This window comes from Brevundimonas sp. (genome assembly GCF_013912005.1).
Taxonomy (GTDB): Bacteria; Pseudomonadota; Alphaproteobacteria; order Caulobacterales; family Caulobacteraceae; genus Brevundimonas.
This window is the reverse complement of the sequence record NZ_JACESB010000001.1, coordinates 143,937-161,187: the sequence shown is the minus strand read 5'-3', so window position 1 is coordinate 161,187 and position 17,251 is coordinate 143,937. Positions and strand designations below refer to the sequence as shown.

13 protein-coding genes are annotated in these 17,251 nt (G+C 73.0%); 5 read left to right on the top strand and 8 right to left on the bottom strand.

Translation table 11 applies throughout. The features are described from left to right. Positions 1 to 1,158, top strand: a complete 1,158-nt coding sequence (locus tag H2038_RS00840; RefSeq protein WP_292108557.1) for a bifunctional 2-C-methyl-D-erythritol 4-phosphate cytidylyltransferase/2-C-methyl-D-erythritol 2,4-cyclodiphosphate synthase — start codon at positions 1 to 3, stop codon at positions 1,156 to 1,158. Here the strand turns inward: H2038_RS00840 and H2038_RS00835 are convergent. Further along, complete coding sequence (locus H2038_RS00835) at positions 1,155 to 3,452, bottom strand: spermidine synthase (RefSeq protein ID WP_292108556.1); 2,298 nt, start codon at positions 3,450 to 3,452, stop codon at positions 1,155 to 1,157. The genes H2038_RS00840 and H2038_RS00835 overlap by 4 nt on opposite strands. Positions 3,453 to 3,529: 77 nt before the next feature. Between H2038_RS00835 and H2038_RS00830 the strand changes: the two genes are divergently transcribed. Together H2038_RS00830 and H2038_RS00825 are read left to right on the top strand one after the other, a co-directional pair. Beyond that, positions 3,530 to 4,021 (top strand): CinA family protein, encoded by a 492-nt coding sequence (locus H2038_RS00830; RefSeq protein ID WP_292108555.1) that lies wholly within the window; start codon positions 3,530 to 3,532, stop codon positions 4,019 to 4,021. Continuing rightward, on the top strand, positions 4,018 to 4,248 hold the full coding sequence (locus H2038_RS00825; RefSeq protein WP_292108554.1) for a sulfurtransferase TusA family protein: 231 nt from the start codon (positions 4,018 to 4,020) through the stop codon (positions 4,246 to 4,248). The genes H2038_RS00830 and H2038_RS00825 overlap by 4 nt, the downstream gene beginning before the upstream one ends. On the opposite strand, the gene H2038_RS00820 is transcribed toward H2038_RS00825, so the two are convergent. Further along, positions 4,211 to 5,161: a YihY/virulence factor BrkB family protein gene (locus tag H2038_RS00820; RefSeq protein WP_292108553.1), complete on the bottom strand. Its 951-nt coding sequence runs from the start codon at positions 5,159 to 5,161 to the stop codon at positions 4,211 to 4,213. The genes H2038_RS00825 and H2038_RS00820 overlap by 38 nt on opposite strands. A 179-nt stretch (positions 5,162 to 5,340) precedes the next feature. On the opposite strand from H2038_RS00820, the gene H2038_RS00815 reads away from it, so the two are divergent. Beyond that, positions 5,341 to 6,648, top strand: a complete 1,308-nt coding sequence (locus tag H2038_RS00815; RefSeq protein WP_292108552.1) for a diguanylate cyclase — start codon at positions 5,341 to 5,343, stop codon at positions 6,646 to 6,648. Here H2038_RS00815 and mfd read toward each other — a convergent pair. Next, positions 6,645 to 10,097, bottom strand: coding sequence for a transcription-repair coupling factor (mfd, locus tag H2038_RS00810; RefSeq protein WP_292108551.1), 3,453 nt, complete (start codon positions 10,095 to 10,097; stop codon positions 6,645 to 6,647). The genes H2038_RS00815 and mfd overlap by 4 nt on opposite strands. Continuing rightward, entirely contained in the window at positions 10,097 to 10,414 is a 318-nt protein-coding gene (locus H2038_RS00805) for a succinate dehydrogenase assembly factor 2 (RefSeq protein ID WP_292108550.1), read from the bottom strand. The genes mfd and H2038_RS00805 overlap by 1 nt, the downstream gene beginning before the upstream one ends. Before the next feature lie 113 nt (positions 10,415 to 10,527). On the opposite strand from H2038_RS00805, the gene recG reads away from it, so the two are divergent. After that, positions 10,528 to 12,615 (top strand): ATP-dependent DNA helicase RecG, encoded by a 2,088-nt coding sequence (gene recG, locus H2038_RS00800; RefSeq protein ID WP_292108549.1) that lies wholly within the window; start codon positions 10,528 to 10,530, stop codon positions 12,613 to 12,615. Here the strand turns inward: recG and H2038_RS00795 are convergent. From H2038_RS00795 to kdsA, 4 genes are read right to left on the bottom strand one after another with little or no spacing between them, the layout of a single operon-like run. Next, positions 12,612 to 13,718 (bottom strand): DUF3089 domain-containing protein, encoded by a 1,107-nt coding sequence (locus H2038_RS00795; protein WP_292108548.1) that lies wholly within the window; start codon positions 13,716 to 13,718, stop codon positions 12,612 to 12,614. The genes recG and H2038_RS00795 overlap by 4 nt on opposite strands. Beyond that, positions 13,715 to 14,716, bottom strand: coding sequence for an ADP-glyceromanno-heptose 6-epimerase (gene rfaD, locus H2038_RS00790; protein WP_292108547.1), 1,002 nt, complete (start codon positions 14,714 to 14,716; stop codon positions 13,715 to 13,717). Before rfaD ends, H2038_RS00795 begins: the two co-directional genes overlap by 4 nt. Then, entirely contained in the window at positions 14,716 to 16,167 is a 1,452-nt protein-coding gene (rfaE2, locus tag H2038_RS00785) for a D-glycero-beta-D-manno-heptose 1-phosphate adenylyltransferase (protein ID WP_292108546.1), read from the bottom strand. The genes rfaD and rfaE2 overlap by 1 nt, the downstream gene beginning before the upstream one ends. 19 nt (positions 16,168 to 16,186) lie before the next feature. Further along, positions 16,187 to 17,095 (bottom strand): 3-deoxy-8-phosphooctulonate synthase, encoded by a 909-nt coding sequence (kdsA, locus tag H2038_RS00780; RefSeq protein ID WP_292108746.1) that lies wholly within the window; start codon positions 17,093 to 17,095, stop codon positions 16,187 to 16,189. Positions 17,096 to 17,251: the final 156 nt, after the last annotated feature.

Here is a 17,251-nt window from a genome sequence, read left to right as displayed (position 1 = left end):
ATGACCTCGCCCCTCCCCGCCTTCGCCGCCGTGGTGGTCGCCGCCGGTTCCGGATCGCGCGCCGGCGGGGCCAAGCAGTGGCGTCCGCTGGGCGGGCGGCCGGTGATCCGCTGGTCGGTGGGGGCCCTGATCGACGCCGGCGCCGACGAGGTGGTGGTGGTGGTCCCCCCCGACGCCGAGGCCGAGGCCTCCGCGGCGCTGGCCGGACTCTCCGGCTGGCGGCTCGCCCCCGGCGGCGCCGAGCGCGCGGACTCCGTGCGCAACGGCCTTGCGGCCCTGGGCGGCCCCGGCGGCCGGCCGGTGCTCGTCCACGACGCCGCCCGCCCGCTGCTCTCCCGCGCCGTGATCGCCCGTTGCCTCGCCGCCCTCGGGGAGGCCGACGGCGCCCTCCCCGCCCTGGCCGTCGCCGACAGCCTCCGCCGCGGCGAGGACGGCTTCGTCGCCGGGCCCGTCGGCCGCGACGGCCTGTGGCGGGCCCAGACCCCCCAGGCCTTCCGGCTGGAGACCCTCGTCGGGGCCTACGCCGCCTGGCCGCAGGGCGAAGCCGCCACGGACGAGGCGACCGTGGTGCAGCGCGCCGGCGGGCGGGTCCGCCTCGTCGACGGCGACCCCCGTCTGCTCAAGCTCACCTTCCCCGAGGATTTCGCCATGGCCGAGGCCCTGATCCCGCGCCAGACCCGGACCGGCTCCGGCTTCGACGTGCACCGATGGGGACCGGGCGACGCGGTCTGGCTGTGCGGCGTCGAGATCCCGCACGACCGGACCCTGATCGGCCATTCCGACGCCGACGCCGGCCTGCACGCCCTCACCGATGCGATCCTCGGGGCCATGGGCGACGGCGACATCGGCGACCACTTCCCGCCCGACGACCCGCAGTGGAAGGGCGCCGCCTCCGACCGCTTCCTGGCCCATGCGGTGGAGCGCCTGCGCGCCCGCGGCGGCCGCCTGATCAACGTTGACGTGACCCTGATCTGCGAGCGGCCGAAGGTGAAGCCGCACCGTCAAGCCATGCGCGAGCGCCTGGCCGGCCTGCTGGCGCTTCCGCTCGACGCGGTCAGCGTCAAGGCTACGACGACCGAGGGACTGGGCTTCACCGGCCGCGGCGAGGGCCTGGCCGCCCAGGCCGTCGCCACCGTCGACCTGCCCGCCCCGCTCTAGAACGGCCGCTCCGGCGGCGGGAACCAGCTGCGCCACAGGGCGCCGAACAGGTTCACATAGTCGTCGCTCCACGCCCGGATCCCGGTGCGCCGCGTCGCCTTCCAGCGCGGATCGGCGCGGAAGTCGGCGAGCGCCGCCTCGCTCCGCCCGAGCACGACCGCCTCGGTCGAGGCCTCGGCCATGTCCGGCGCCGCGCCGCTTTCGTAGTAGATCTGATGCAGGACCGGGACGCCCAGCTCCTGCGCCGCGGCGATGGCCGGCAGGGTGATCTCCAGGTTGCGGTTGGAGAGGTGCAGCAGCACCACCCCCTCCGGCTTCAGCAGCCGCAGATAGCCGGCCACGGCCTCGCGGGTCAGCAGGTGGGTGGGCACCGCATCCGAGGAGAAGGCGTCGATGATCAGCAGGTCGTAGCTGCCCGCCGGCTGGTCGGCGAGCGTCAGCCGGGCGTCGCCCAGCACGGTGTCGACCGGTCCCTCGGCGCAGGCCGAGATGTAGCTGAACCACTGCGGGTCGCGCGACAGCCGGTCGACCATCGGATCGATCTCGAAGAAGGTCAGCCGGTCCTCCGCCCGCTTGTAGGCCGCCATCGCCCCCGAGCCCTGCCCGACCACGCCGATGCGGGCCGGGCCGCGCCGCTGGACCATCAGGGCCGACTGACCGATCGGGGTGGCGGTGTTGTAGTAGAGCGTGGGAGCGCACTCGTTCAGCTCGTTGCGGGCCTGGGCGCCGTGCAGGGTGGTGCCATGCATCAGCACGTGCACGTCCCCGCCCATCCGCGGATCGGGCGCATTGGCGACGCGCATCACGCCGAAGAAGCTGCGCTCGGACAGGCTCCAGTCGTAGCCGCGGGCGATCCACTGGGCCGACAGGGTGATCATCAGCAGCGCGGCGGTGAAGGCCGGGGCGCGGCCGCGCACCAGGAAGGCGCAGATCGCCGCCGGGATCAGCATGATCATCGCCAGCTGTCCCATGCCGCCGGGGAACAGCTCGTAGAAGCGCCCGCGGGCCCCGTCGTTGGCGTTCAGCCACAGCGAAAGCAGCACCGGCGCGAGGGCGACCACGGCGGCGGCGAGCAGCAGCGCCGTCTGCGCCCGGGTCAGCGGTCCGCGCCCCCACGGCCGCGCCAGGCCGACCAGCACCAGCACCAGCGGGTACTCCCAGACCATGTTGAAGATCACCGGCGCCAGCAGGGCGGTGAAGGCGCCGCCGACCACGCCGCCGAGCGACAGCAGAAGGTAGAATTCCGTCAGCCGGTCCGGGGGCGGCCGCCGGGCCGCGAGCAGCTGGTGGCACATCAGGGCGGCGAAGAAGAAGGCGACCAGATGGATGCCGAAGGCCATGCCCCAGCTCGCCGAGCGGAAGGCGACGATCAGCACCACGACCGCGCCCACCGCCGCCTGCACCGCGAGGGTGACCGACAGGGGGATCCACGGCCGGTTCTGGAAGGCGATGACGAAGGTCAGCAGATACAGCGCCAGCGGAATGACCCACAGGAAGGGCGCCGAGGCGACGTCGGTCGACAGGTGGGCGGTGACGCCCAGCATCAGGCTGGAGGGCGCGGCGGCGAGCAGCACCAGCACCCCCTTCTCGCGCCACGGAATGGCCGCCGAGCGGGCCAGCGGCGCAGGCTCCGCGCTCCGGTCCAGCCGGCGGCGCCATACGACGAGGGCCAGCGCCACGATCATCAGCCCGAAGGCGACGTAGCCCGCGGTCCAGCCCCAGCGCTGGCCCGACAGGGCGGCCAGGGGCTCGATCAGGGCGGGATAGGACAGCAGGGCGAGGAAGCTGCCGAGGTTGGAGGCGGCGTAGAGGACGTAGGGATTGCGCCCGTCCGCGTGGCCGGCCCGCACCCGCGCGTACCAGGCCTGCAGCAGCGGCGCGGTGGCCGACAGGACGGCGAACGGCGCGCCGACGGACAGGGCCAGGGTCGACAGCAGCCAGAGGATCGGCGCGGCCGGGTCGGGATCGCCGAGCAGGCCGCTGACCCGCAGCGGCAGGAACAGGGCGGCCAGCGCCAGCAGGCCGAGGTGCACGCCGACCTGGGCCCGGATCGAGCCGATCCGCTGCAGCAGGTGGGCGTAGCCGTAGCCGACGAGCAGCGCCGCCTGGAAGAACACCATCGCCGTGTTCCACACCGCCGGCGAGCCGCCCAGCATCGGCAGGATCAGCTTGGTCACCATGGGCTGGACCACGAAGACCAGCGAGGCCGAGGTGAAGATCGCGAGGGCGAACAGGAGCGGCGTCAGCCGGTCGGCGGGCGCTGCGGACGCCGTGTCGATGGTGGTCTCGCTCATGCCCGCCCCGTATGATGCCGTCGATCCGGCCGTCGCCAGCCTAGCGTGACTCGCCGCCGGTTCGGAAAGGGCCGTGCATGTTCCCCGACGACATCCAGATCCTCGCCCGTGAGGTGGTCGGCGCGGCCGCTTCGGCCGGGCTCGCCGTCGCCTGCGCCGAGAGCTGCACCGGCGGCCTGGTCTCGGCCGCCCTCACCGCCGTGGCGGGCTCTTCGGCCGTCGTCGACCGCGGCTTCGTCACCTACAGCAACGCCGCCAAGGCCGGCATGCTCGGCGTCCCCGCCGGCCTGATCGAGGCCGAGGGAGCGGTCTCGGAGGCCGTGGCCCGGGCCATGGCGGAGGGCGCGATCCGCCACTCGGCGGCGCAGCTGTCCGTGGCCGTGACGGGCATCGCCGGCCCGGGCGGCGGATCGGACGCCAAGCCCGTCGGCCTGGTCCACTTCGCCGCCGCCGGACCCGCCGGCGTCGTCCACGCGGAACACCGGTTCGGCGACCTCGGCCGCGAGGCGGTGCGGCTGGAGAGCGTGCGGGTCGCCCTGCGGCTCCTGCTCGGGCGGATCGGCGCATGATCGTCGACGCCCGCGGCCACCGCTGCCCGACGCCGAGCCTGAAGCTGCAGAAGGCGATGCGCGCCGCGCCCCCGGGCGCGCGCCTGACCCTGCTGGCCACCGACCCGATGGCGCGGATCGACGTGCCCTTCCTGATGGATCAGCTCGGCGGCCGCGTCGTCTCCGTCGACGAAAGCGACGGCGTGCTGTCTATCGCGGTCGAGACGCCCGCCGCGCCGACAGGCTGACCACCCGCTCCGAGCCCGCCTCCGCCGGCTCCGGCAGGTCGGGGGCCGCCCGGGCGCGGTCGGCGATCTCCATCTCGGTGGCGAAGGCGCCGCCGTAGAAGATGGCGTTCACGTTCCACGACAGCCAGATGAGCAGCACCACCACGGCGCCGACGGAGCCGTAGGTCGCGCCCAGCGGCGCGATCTGCTCGACGTAGATGGCGCACAGCCACGAGGAGATGGTCGAGAACAGGGTGGCGATGACCCCGCCGGTGATCGCCGGAACCCAGGCCACCGGCGTGCGGTGGGACATGGCGTAGCGGTAGAGCAGCGTCAGGCCGACCGCGAGGCCGAGCGCCGGCCACACGCCGTTCAGCGGCAGCCCGCCCGAACCCTCGCCCGGGCCGGCGTGGGCCAGCAGGCGCGAGGTGACGACCGCGCCCGAGACCACGGTGAACAGGGCGAAGGCGAACAGGGCCACGAAGAAGGCCAGCAGGTTGAAGCGGAAGAAGCCGTGCGGCTCGGTCTCGTCATGGATCAGGTTCAGGCCGGCGAGCAGCGCCTTGAAGCCGCGATGGGCCGCATAGCCGCCGATCACCAGGGCGAGGAAGCTCTGGGTCGAGACGGTGCCGGCCGAGGCGTTGGCCAGGCGTTCGATCTCCTGCAGGAAGATGGCGCGGGCGGCGTAGGGCATGACGTCGGCGAGGGCCGCGGCCTGGGCGCTGACCTGGCCGATGCTCAGCACCGCCTTGTAGAAGCCGATCAGGATGGCGATGGCGGGGAAGACGGCCAGCAGGGCGAAGAAGGAGACGCCGCCCGTGTAGAGCATCACGTCGCGGCCCCAGCTGCGGGCGAAGGCCCGGGTCGCCAGCCGCCCCCAGAACCTGGGGTCGGGCCCGCGCGCGGCGGCCTTGCGTTCCGATGCTGCGTCCAATCCGGTTCCCCGACCGCCCCTGACCGCTGCCTTCCTAGGCCGAAACGGGCCGTGAGGGAACCGCATCGCCGCCCGACGCGACAATCGCTCCTGCCCGGTTGCCTCGCCGCGGGGCGGGTCGCTATGGTCTGCGGCCATGAGGACCGTCCGGGGGGCTGGACGGCTGGAGAGACCTGTCCTTGGCATCCGATCCGCGCATCCTGGTCGTCGCGCCGGACGACGACCTGATCGGTCCCCTGTGTCAGGGGCTCGACGCCCTCGGCTGGCGCACCGTCACCGCCCGCTCCCTGGCCGGGGGCCTGCAGGTGCTGATCGACTGGCCGCTGGAGGCGGTGGTGCTCGATTCCCGTCTGCCGGACGCCGACGCGGGCGTGACGGCGCTGCGCCAGGTGACGTCGCCGCGACGGCTGCCGGTGCTGGCGGTGGGGCCGGCGGCGACCGGCTGGGCGGAGGGGCTGGCGGAGATCGCCATGTCGTCGCCGCCCCACCCGGCGCAGGCCGCCCTGCGGCTCGAGCACCTGGTCCGCAGCGCCATCGCCGAGGAGGAGGTCCATCTCCGCGAGGCGACCTTCGCAGCGCGCGGCGAGCCGCTGCCGACGCCCGAGCCGGACGTCACCCCGCTGCGGGTGCTCGCCGCCGGCAAGCCCGACCGCCGCTTCCTGGCGCTGTCCAACGCCCTCTCCGAGCGCGGCTGCGACGTGGTGGCCGCTCCCACGCCCTATACGGCCTTTGACTACCTGCACGAGCGCCCGTTCGACGCCGCCGTGCTCTGGGGCGCCGACGACCACGCGCCCGCCCTCTCGATCGCCTCCGGGATGAAGCGGAACACCCGCCTCTACCACGTGCCCGTGGTGCTCTACCTGCGCGGGGCGGCGGAGATAAACCTGTCGGAGCTCTACAACCGGGGCTTCGCCGACGTCGCCGCCGCCGACACGGCGGAGGAGGAGACGGCTGAGCGGGTGGTCGACCTCGCCCGCGCCCATCGCCGGCATGTGGCCATCCGCCGGACCCTGGAAGGCGCCCGCGGCTCCGGCCTGACCGACCCCGCCACCGGCCTGTTCACCGCCGAGCTGTTCGCCGGACACCTGGCGCGGGTCGCCGAGGGCGCCCGGCTGCGCCGCCGGCCGCTGTCGGTGGCCGTGCTGCGCGTGGCCGACACCCCCGCCGTGGTCGCGGCGCGGCAGGGCGGCTGGCTCGATCGCGCCCTGCCCCAGGTCGGGGCCATGGTCTCGCGCCTGATCCGCACCGAGGACACCGCCGCGCGGCTCTCGTCCGACGTCTTCGCCCTGGCCCTGCCCGCCACCCGCGGTCCCGCCGCCCGCATCGCCGCCGACCGCATCGCCGCGGTGATCGGCTGCACCGCCTTCGACGCCGGACCGGACCAGTCGCCGTTCGTGGTCGAGTTCGAGGTCGGCGTGGCCGAGGTCGCCGCCGGCGAATCGCCCGCCGTCGTCCTCGAACGGGCCCACGCCGACATCGGGCGCTAGCCGGCCCGCGCCACCCGGGCGAGGTCGGCGGTGATCCGCTCGGCCACCTTCAGCCGGTCCTCGGCCGTGTCCCAGTCGCCCTTGACCACGATCTTCTGGTCCGGCCGGATCTTCCAGAAGGCGTGGTTCTTCTGGATCAGGCCGACCAGACCCGCCGGGTTGGGGAAGGCGTTGTCGCGCAGGGTCAGCACCGCGCCCTTGGGCCCGACGTCGATCCGCTCGATGCAGGCCGTCTTGCAGTCAGCCTTGATGCCGACGATGCGCAGCAGCTGCTTCGCCTCGTCCGGCAGCGGGCCGAAGCGATCGATCAGCTCGGCCGCGAGGGCCTCGCGGCTCTCGCTGTTCTCGGCGTCCGAAAGGCGACGATAGAGGCTCAGGCGAACGTTGAGGTCCGGGACGTAATCCTCGGGAATCAGGACCGCCGCGCCGACGTTGATGGCCGGCGACCAGCCGCGGTCGATCTCCGCCCCCTCGCCTTCCGCCTTCAGGCTGGCGACGGCGTCCTCCAGCATCTGCTGGTACAGCTCCACGCCCACCTCGCGGATGTGGCCCGACTGCTCGTCGCCGAGCAGGTTGCCGCCGCCGCGCTGGTCGAGGTCGTGGCTGGCCAGCTGGAAGCCGGCGCCCAGGTTGTCCAGCGACTGCAGCACCTGCAGCCGCCGCTCGGCCGACAGGCTCATCGGCTTGTCCGGCGGCGTGGTCAGATAGGCGAAGGCGCGGGCCTTGGCCCGGCCGACCCGGCCGCGGATCTGGTACAGCTGGGCCAGGCCGAACATGTCGGCGCGGTGCACGATCAGGGTGTTGGCGGTCGGGATGTCCAGCCCGCTCTCGACGATGGTGGTCGAGACCAGCACGTCGTACTGGCCGTCGTAGAAGGCGCTCATCACGTCTTCCAGCTGGGTCGCCGACATCTGGCCGTGGCCGACGACGAACTTCACCTCGGGCACCTGTTCCCGCAGGAAGCGCTCGATGTCCGGCAGGTCCTTGAGCCGCGGCGCGACGTAGTAGGCCTGGCCGCCGCGATACTTCTCGCGCAGCAGGGCCTCGCGCACCAGCACCGGGTCCCACGGCGTCACATAGGTCCGCACCGCCAGCCGGTCGACCGGCGGGGTGGCGATGATCGACATCTCGCGGATGCCCGACAGCGCCATCTGCAGGGTGCGGGGGATGGGCGTCGCCGTCAGGGTCAGCAGGTGCACGTCGGCGCGCAGGGTCTTCAGCTTCTCCTTGTGCTTGACCCCGAAGTGCTGCTCCTCGTCGACGATGACGAGGCCCAGGTCCTTGAAGCCGACCTGCTCACTCAGCACCGCGTGGGTGCCGACGACGATCTCGAAGCTGCCGTCCTTCAGCCCGGCGCGGGTCTCGGCCGCGTCCTTCGCCGTCACCATGCGGGACAGGTGGCGGACCTTGACCGGCCAGCCGGCGAAGCGCTCGCTGAAGGTCTTGAAGTGCTGCCGCGCCAGCAGTGTCGTGGGGCAGACCACGGCCACCTGCTGACCGCTCATGGCCACCACGAAGGCGGCGCGCAGCGCCACCTCCGTCTTGCCGAAGCCGACGTCGCCGCAGATCAGCCGGTCCATCGGCGTGCCCTTGCCGAGGTCCTCCAGCACGTCGGCGATGGCGTTCAGCTGATCGTCCGTCTCCTCGTAGGGGAAGCGGGCGCAGAACTCGTCGAACAGGCCGTGCGGCGGCTCGACCGCGTCGGTCCGGCGCAGCGCCCGCTTGGCGGCCAGGGCGATAAGGCCCTCGGCCATGGCGCGCAGCCGCTCCTTGGCCTTAGCCTTGCGCGCCTGCCAGCCCGCCCCGCCCAGCCGGTCCAGCTGCACCCCGTCGGAGTCGGTCCCGTAGCGGGTCAGCAGGTCGATGTTCTCGACCGGCAGGTACAGCTTGCTCTCGCCGGCGTAGAGCAGTTCGAGGCAGTCGTGCGGCGCCTCCTGGATCTCGAGCGTCTTCAGCCCCTCGTAGCGGCCGATGCCGTGGTCGAGGTGGACCACCAGATCCCCGGCGGTCAGGGCCGAGGCCTCGGCGAGGAAGTTCGACGCCCGGCGCTTCTTGCGCGGCCGCGCCAGCCGGTCGCCGAGGATGTCGGTCTCCGAGATGACCGCCACCTCCTCGGTCTCGAAGCCGTGCTCCACCGGCAGCACGCCCCGCAGGAACAGCCCCTCCGGCGCCGCCTGCACGTCGGCCCAGTCGCGCACCGCCACCACGTGCGGCAGGCCGTGATCGGCCAGCATCGAGGCCAGCCGCTCCGACGAGCCCTCGGTCCACGAGGCGAACAGCACCCGCTTGCCGGCGGCCTTCACCGCCTCGGCGTGCCGCGCCACCGCCTCGAACAGGTTGACGCTGTCCTGGGCCCGTTCGGCCGCGAAGGTGCGGCCCAGGCGGCCGCCGGCGTTCTCGCCCTCCCCCTGGAGGGGCGAGAAGCGGCGCACGTCGCGCCCGGCCAGGGCCGAATTCCAGTCCGCCTCCGGCAGGTACAGCCGGTCCGGCGGCAGCGCGCGCCAGGCCGTGCCGCCCTTGCCCCGGGCCGCCTCGCGGCGCGCCTCCCAGGCGTCCTCGCTCAGGTTCCACCGCTCCGCGCGCGCCGCCTCGACCTGGTTGTCGAGGAAGATTCGGGCGTCCTCCGGCAGGTAGTCGAACAGGGTCTCCAGCCGCTCGTGGAACAGCGGCAACCAGTGCTCCACCCCCTGCCGCCGCGCGCCCTCGCTGACCGCGGCGTACATCGCGTCCTCGCCCGGGGCGCCGAACAGATTGAGATAGCCGGTCCGGAAGCGGGAGATGCTCTCCGGGTCCAGCAGGACCTCCGACACCGGGGCCAGCGAGACGCTGGTCATCTGCCCGGTCGACCGCTGGGTGTCGGGGTCGAAGGTGCGGATCGACTCCAGCTCCGAGCCGAACATGTCCAGCCGCACCGGCTCCTCGAAGCCTGGCGGGAAGACGTCCACCACCCCGCCGCGCACGGCGAACTCGCCCCGTTCCGACACGGTCGAGGCGCGCACATAGCCGTTGGCGGCGAAATACCGCTCCAGCGCCGCGGTATCGAGATCCAGCCCCACCGTGGTCTCGAAGCCCGCCCCGCAGGTGACCTCGCGCGGCGGCGTCCGCTGCATGGCGGCGCTCACCGTGGTGACGACCAGCAACGGCCGGCTGTCGCCGGCCTCACGCCGGGCCAGCGCCGTCAGGGCGGCCATGCGCTGGGCCGAAACGCCCGAGGTCGGGCTCAACCGGTCGTAGGGCAGGCAGTCCCAGGCCGGAAACTCCAGAACTTCAACGTCTCCGGCGAAGAAGCGGAACGCCTGCAGGAACTCGCCCATGCGCGCGAAGTCGCGGGCGACGAACAGGCCCACGCCGCCGTCGGCCTGCAGCCGTCCGGCGACGGTCAGGGCGTCCAGCCCCTCCGGCGCCCCGCCGAGGACCCGGTCGTCGCGCTTCGGCGTTGAACCGTCCATCAGCCGACCCCCTTCGCCACTTCGGCGGCGACGTGTTCGGCCATGAAGGCGCGGATCTTCTGCATCACGGGTCCGTCGTGCTCCGGCGGGGTGGGGGCGGTCTGGAGGATCCAGGCGTAGAGGGCGTGATCGTCGTCCTCCATCAGCAGGGCCTCGAAGGCGTCGAGCCCGTCATCGTCGAGGGTCGGGGCGACCTGCTCCGCGAACGGGCCCAGCACCAGGTCGGCCTCGCGGAAGCCGCGCCGCCACGCCCGGAAGGCGATGCGGCCCAGCCGGGCCTGTCGGGTCTCGTTCGCACGCGCGTTCGTATCGGCCACAAGGATCCTTGCCCGGTTGATCGGTCCGGAAGCGCGCGACGAGCGCCAGCGCACTTCAATGTCAGGCCGCAGATAGCGTTCCAGACCGCTCGCCGCCAGCTATGCTGCCGCCCATGCGGCCGCAGATTCTCTTTCCGCTGTTCGCCGGCGTGGAGACGCTGAAGGGCGTCGGCCCGCGCGTGCTGCCGCTCGTCCAGAAACTGGCCGGGCCGCTGGTGCGCGACCTGCTGTTCCTCGCCCCCTCCGGGGTGGTCGTGCGCCGGCCGATGACCGCCGCCGGGGCGGTCGAGGGTCTGACCGGCCAGTTCGAGGTGGTGGTCGACCGGCTGATCGTGCCGCACAAGCCGGGCGCGCCGATCAAGGTGCGGGCCTCGGACGACACCGGCTTCGTCCATCTGATCTGGTTCGGCGGCTCGGCCCAGCACATCGACCGGCTCCTGCCGCGCGGGCAGAAGCGAATCGTCTCGGGCAAGGTCGAGCGCTTCAACAACGAGGTGCAGATCGTCCATCCGGACGTGTTCCGGCTCGAGGAGGCCGGCGACATCGCTGCGGTGGAGCCGGTCTACCCGGCCACCCAGGGCCTGTCCTCGCGCCAGGTGCGCAAGCTGGTGCAGGCCGCCCTGCCCCACGCCGCCGAGCTGCCGGAGTGGCAGGACACGGCCTGGCTGGCGCGGCGGCGATGGCCGGGCTGGCGCGCCGCCCTCGGCCAGCTGCACGCCCCGACCGGCGAGCCGGATCTCGAGCCGGACGCCCCCGCCCGTCAGCGGCTCGCCTTCGACGAGCTGTTCGCCCACCAGCTGGCGCTGGCCCGCCGCCGCCGCGCCCGCCAGATCACGCCCGCCCCGGTGATCCGGCCGGGCGAGGCCTCCGCGCGGCTGCTCGCCGCCCTGCCCTTCGCCCTCACCGGCGCCCAGTCGCAGGCGATCGCGGAAATCCGCGGCGACCTGGCCTCGGGCGAGCAGATGGGCCGGCTGCTGCAGGGCGACGTGGGCTCGGGCAAGACCGCGGTGGCCGCCCTGGCGCTGGCCGACGCCGCCGCCTCCGGCTTCCAGGCCGCGCTGATGGCCCCCACCGAGATTCTCGCCCGCCAGCATTTCCAGCGGCTCGGGCCGATGCTGGAGGCGGCCGGGGCGCCGACGATCCTGCTCACCGGCCGCGACACCCCCGCCGAGCGCCGGCCGCGGCTGGCCGCCCTCGCCGCCGGCGAGGCGAAGATCGCCATCGGCACCCACGCCCTGTTCCAGGACGCCGTGCGCTTCGATCGGCTGGGCCTGGCGGTCATCGACGAGCAGCACCGCTTCGGGGTCAACGAGCGCCAGCGCCTGCAGGCCAAGGGCGACCCGCGCACCGGCGGCGTGCACCTGCTGACCATGTCCGCCACCCCGATCCCGCGCACCCTGGAGCTGACCCAGTACGGCGAGCTCGACGTCTCGCGCCTGACGGAGAAGCCGCCCGGCCGCACCCCGGTGACGACCGCCGTGGTGCCGCTGGCGCGGATCGGCGAGGTGGCGAAGCGGCTGAAGGCGGCGCTCGACAGCGGCGCCCAGGCCTACTGGATCTGCCCTCTGGTGGCTGAAAGCGAGGCCTCCGACCTCGCCGCCGCCGAGGCCCGCGCCGCCGACCTGCGCCGGCTGCTCGGGGTCGAGGTCGGCCTCGCCCACGGACAGATGGCCGGCGCCGAGCGGGAGGCGGTGATGGCCGACTTCGCCGACGGCCGCACCCCGCTGCTGGTCGCCACGACCGTGGTCGAGGTCGGCGTCGACGTGCCCAACGCCTCGATCATGGTGATCGAGCACGCCGACCGCTTCGGCCTCGCCCAGCTGCACCAGCTGCGCGGCCGCGTCGGCCGCGGCGGCAAGGCCAGCACCTGCCTGCTGCTGTACGGCGGCGGCGACGAGGGGCTGGGCGAGACGGCCCGGGTGCGGCTGGAGACCCTGCGGCGCACCGAGGACGGCTTCGAGATCGCCGAGGAGGACTTCCGGCTCCGCGGCGGCGGCGATCCCCTGGGCCTGAAGCAGAGCGGCTTCCCCGCCTACCGCTTCGCCGATCCGGTCCGGCACCGCGACCTGCTGCTCGCCGCCGCCGACGACGCGCGGCTGGTGCTGGCCCGCGACCCTGACCTGGCTTCGCCGCGCGGCGAGGCGGTGAAGGTGCTGGAGGCCCTGTTCGACTGGCGCAACGATCGGCCCGGTGTGGACTAGGCCGGCCCGCGGGCGCGCCAGGCCGCCAGCCGGGCCTCCACGTCCGCCTCAAGATCACCGTAGAACAGGTTGTACGGCCGTGATTTTCGCCGGTCCGCCCAGCTCCCGCTCTCGCGGAAGGACTCCAGCCGGGGCTCTGTGTGGCGCAGCAGGCCGTCGCGACACTGCGCCGCCACCTCGCGCGTCATCAGCGCCGGGTGGGCGCCCCATTCCAGACCCGTCGCATTGGTCGCGCCCCGGTGCGCCCGCGCGCCGGCGGGGGCCGTTCCCGTCGCGCCGGTGAGCGGGTTGACGCAGACCGGCGTGCGACCGTCCAGATCCACCAGCCGGCCCCGCTCGTCCCAGACCAGCGCCCGCCGCAGGCGGCGCCGCGCCGCGCCGTCGTTGCCCTCGCCGACCGGGGAGAAGGCCACCACGCAGCCGGCCTGGTCGCGCCGCTGGCAGGCCGGAACGGCCGGCGAGAGCCCGTCGGCGGCGACCACCACGTCCATCAGATAGACACCGGCGAGCCGCGCGCGCAGCGCGGGATCGTCCGCCACCCGCTCGCGGACCAGCCGTTCGACCAGCTCCCCGCCCTGTTCGACCCCCGCCAGCACGATCGGCCCGTCCGGGTGGCGCTCCAGCCAGGCCTCGAAGGCCGCGACCACGTCCCGGTAGGCGAAGGCGCGGGCGTCGCGGGCGTCCTCGCGCAGGGTCAGCCGGGTGTACAGGCTGGCCTGCCGGTAGCGCGGCGCGCTGACCGACCCGGCCCGGGCGAACGGCCCGGCGTAGTTCGGGATCACCACCTCGCGCAGCCACCGCTCGCCCTTGGCGGTTCCCACCGGCCCGTTCCAGTGCCGCCCGCCCTCGTAGGTGGTCGAATGGACGAAGAAGACCGCCGCGTCCCCGGCGCCCGGCGCGCGGGCGTCGCGCAGCACCCACGCCGCAGGTTTCCCGTAATCCGGCGCCGGCGGCGGCGCATAGGTCTGGAACGGCACCTGCGGGTCCAGTCCAGCGCGCAGGATGTCGCCCCGCCACACCGCCGTGGCGGCGGTCAGCAGGAACACCAGGGCGAAGCCGGCCCAGCCGACCCACTGGCGGAAGGTCAGCCGCGGCGGCCTCACCGGTACGGGTCCGCCTGCATCAGGAAATCCTGCACATAGCGCCGGACCCCCTCCTCCAGCGGCGTCGACTGGCCGGACCAGCCGGCCGCCCGGATCCGCTCCATCCGCGCCTCGGTGAAGTACTGGTACTTGTCCCGGATCGACAGCGGCGTATCGACGTACTCGACCTTCGGCGACTTGCCCGCCGCCGCGAAGGTGGCGTTGGCCAGGTCGAGGAAGGACCGCGCCTGGCCCGAGCCGGCGTTGAACACGCCCGAAACCGCCGGGGTCTCCAGCAGCCAGTCGACGATGTCGACGACGTCGTCGACGAAGACGAAGTCGCGCATCTGGCCGCCGTCGGCGTAGGCCGGGTTGTGCGAGCGGAACAGGGTCACCGGCTCGTCCGCCGCCACCTTCGGCCAGATCTGGGCCACGACCGACTTCATCCCGCCCTTGTGATACTCGTTCGGGCCGTAGACGTTGAAGAACTTCAGCCCCGCCCACTGGCTGGGCGCATGCCCCTCGTCGGCCTGTCTTGCGGCGTATTGGTCAAACAGGTATTTCGAGTAGCCGTAGGCGTTTAGCGGCTTAAGCCGCGACAGGCTCTCAAGATCGTCGGCGTCCTCAAAGCCTTCTTCCCCATCTCCATAGGTGGCCGCCGAGGAGGCGTACACCAGCCGCGCGTCGCGCAGGGCGCACCAGTCCCACAGGTCGCGCGACAGGGTGAAGTTGGTGCGCAGGATCAGGTCCGCGTCCGGCTCGGTGGTCGAGGAGATCGCCCCCATGTGGACCACGGCCTCGACCCGGTCGGCGTGGCGCTCCAGCTGGCCGAACATCTCCTCCGGTTGCCAGAAGTCGGCGATCGGGTGTTTGGCGATGTTCCGCCACTTGCCCGAGGCCGCGTCCTCCAGCCGGTCGCAGACGACTACGTCCCGCCGTCCCTCGGCGCAAAGACGCGCGACGATGTTGGAGCCGATGAAGCCGGCCCCGCCGGTCACCACGATCATCCGCCGCGCCATCAGCTGTCCTTCATCCGCTCGATCGTCCGGGTGGTGGAGAAGCCGTCCTCGAACGTCGCCAGCTTCACCTCTCCGCCCCAGCTCTCCACCAGGTCGCCGCCGACCACCCCCTCCCGGGTGTAATCCGCGCCCTTGATCAGCACGTCGGGCCGCAGCCGCTCGATCAGGGCCAGCGGCGTCGGATCGTCGAAGCTGGTCACCCGGTCGACGCTGGCCAGTCCGCCGATGACCACGGCGCGGCTGTCCAGATCGTTGATCGGCCGCCCTTCGCCCTTCAGCCGCCGCACCGAGGCGTCGGTGTTCAGCGCCACCACCAGCCGGTCGCACCACGACCGCGCCTGGGCCAGATAGGCCACGTGGCCGCGGTGCAGGATGTCGAAACAGCCGTTGGTGAAGCCGACCTTCAGCCCCTGCCGCTTCCAGCCCTCGACCACATGGGCCAGCTCCTCAAGCGGCATGACCTTGGCGTGGGCCCCGGCGGCGTGCTGGCTCAGCTCGGCGTCGATCAGTTCGGCGGGCGTGACGACGGCCGTACCCGCCTTTCCGACCACCACGCCCGAAGCCAGGATGGCGAACTGCACCGCGGTCTCCAGCGAGGCGCCGGCGCCGAGCGCCAGCCCCAGGGCGGCCAGGCTGGTGTCGCCCGCGCCGGAGACGTCGAACACCTCGCGCGCCCGGCCGGGGAAGTGCTGCGCCGGTCCGCCGCGGCGCATCAGGCTCATGCCCTTGCCGGCCCGGGTGACCACGACCGCCTTCGCCGTCGTCGCCGCCAGGAGGGCCTTCAGCGCCGCCTCGACCTCCGCGTCGGTCCCCACCGGCAGGCCGGTCGCCCCCGCCAGTTCGCTGGCGTTCGGCTTGATCAGGTCCACGGCCCCGTAGCGGGCGAAGTCGCGGCCCTTGGGATCGACGATCACCGGCGCCCCGCCGGCCTCGGCCGCCGCCAGCGCCTCGCCGATCAGCAGGTCGCTGACCACGCCCTTCGCATAGTCCGACAGAAGAATGACGGAGGTGCCTGAAAACGCTTCGCTTCCCTCGCCCATCACCGCCGGCGCCTCCTCGTCGAGACGAAGCAGCTGCTGGCCGCCGGCAACGAAGCGGGTCTTGACGATGGTGGCCACGCCGTCGCGGCGCTCCACCACGTCCTCGACCCCCGGCTCGGCGGCGATCAGGGCGGCCAACTCGTCGCCGGCGGCGTCGCGGCCGGCCACGGCGCCCAGCCGGGCGATTCCGCCCAAGGCCGCGACGTTGCGGGCCACATTGCCGACTCCGCCCGGCATGGCCGTGCGCCGCCGGGTGGCGAGCACCGGGATCGGCGCCTCCGGCGAGATGCGCGTGACCTCGCCATAGACATAGCGGTCCAGCATCAGGTCGCCGACGCAGGCGGCCTTCAGCCCGCGCACGCGCTCCAGCAGGGCCTGCAGGCCGCCGAGATCGAGGGTCCGGTCCGTCATCCCTGCGGGACTAACGGATTCAGGCCGCTTTCGCCATCCGCGCCTTGGTCAGGTCGTCATAGGCCAGCAGGTCCGCCGCCAGCGCCTCGAACTCGCTGAGCGGCACCATGTTCGGCCCGTCCGACGGAGCGTTGTCCGGGTCCTGGTGGGTCTCCATGAACACCGCGTCGACGCCCACCGCGACGGCGGCCCGGGCCAGCACCGGCACGAACTCGCGCTGGCCGCCCGAGGACGTGCCCTGCCCGCCCGGCTGCTGCACGCTGTGCGTCGCGTCGAAGACCACGGGGCAGCCGATCTCGCGCAGGATCGGCAGGGCCCGCATGTCGCTGACCAGGGTGTTGTAGCCGAAGCTGGCGCCCCGCTCGCAGGCCATGACGTTCGGATTGCCCGCCCCGACCACCTTGGCGATGACGTTCTTCATGTCCCAGGGGGCGAGGAACTGGCCCTTCTTGATGTTGATCGCCTTGCCGGTCGCCGCGGCGGCCAGCAGCAGGTCGGTCTGGCGGCTCAGGAAGGCGGGGATCTGCAGCACGTCGACGGCTTGGGCGGCCTCGGCGCACTGGGCCTCGTTGTGCACGTCGGTCAGCACCGGCAGGCCGACGCTCTCGCGGATCTCGGCGAAGATCGGCAGCGAGCCCGCCAGGCCCAGGCCGCGCGCGGCGTTCGCGCTGGTGCGGTTCGCCTTGTCGAAGCTGGTCTTGTAGATGATGCCGACGTTCAGCCGCTCGCCGATCTCCTTCAGGGCGTTGGCCATCTCCAGCGCGTGCTGCCGGCTCTCCAGCTGGCAGGGACCGGCGATGAACACGATGCGCTGGCCGCCGCCGATGCTGACGGGACGCTTCAGGCCTTCCTTGAGGTCGATGACGGCGTTGGGCTGGGACACGGCGAGACTTTCTGATGGGCGGACGGCGCGGCGTCTGTGACGGATATCTGCGGCGCTCAGGTGGCGCCGGCGGGCGGTGGACGCAAGGCTACCATGCGGCGGCGGCCGATCGCCACCGGAGCGGTCATCCGCCCGCGCTTCGCCGACGTAGGTGAGCGACGTCGCCGCCCAATGTGAAGCCTGCCCGATGACCGGACCCCG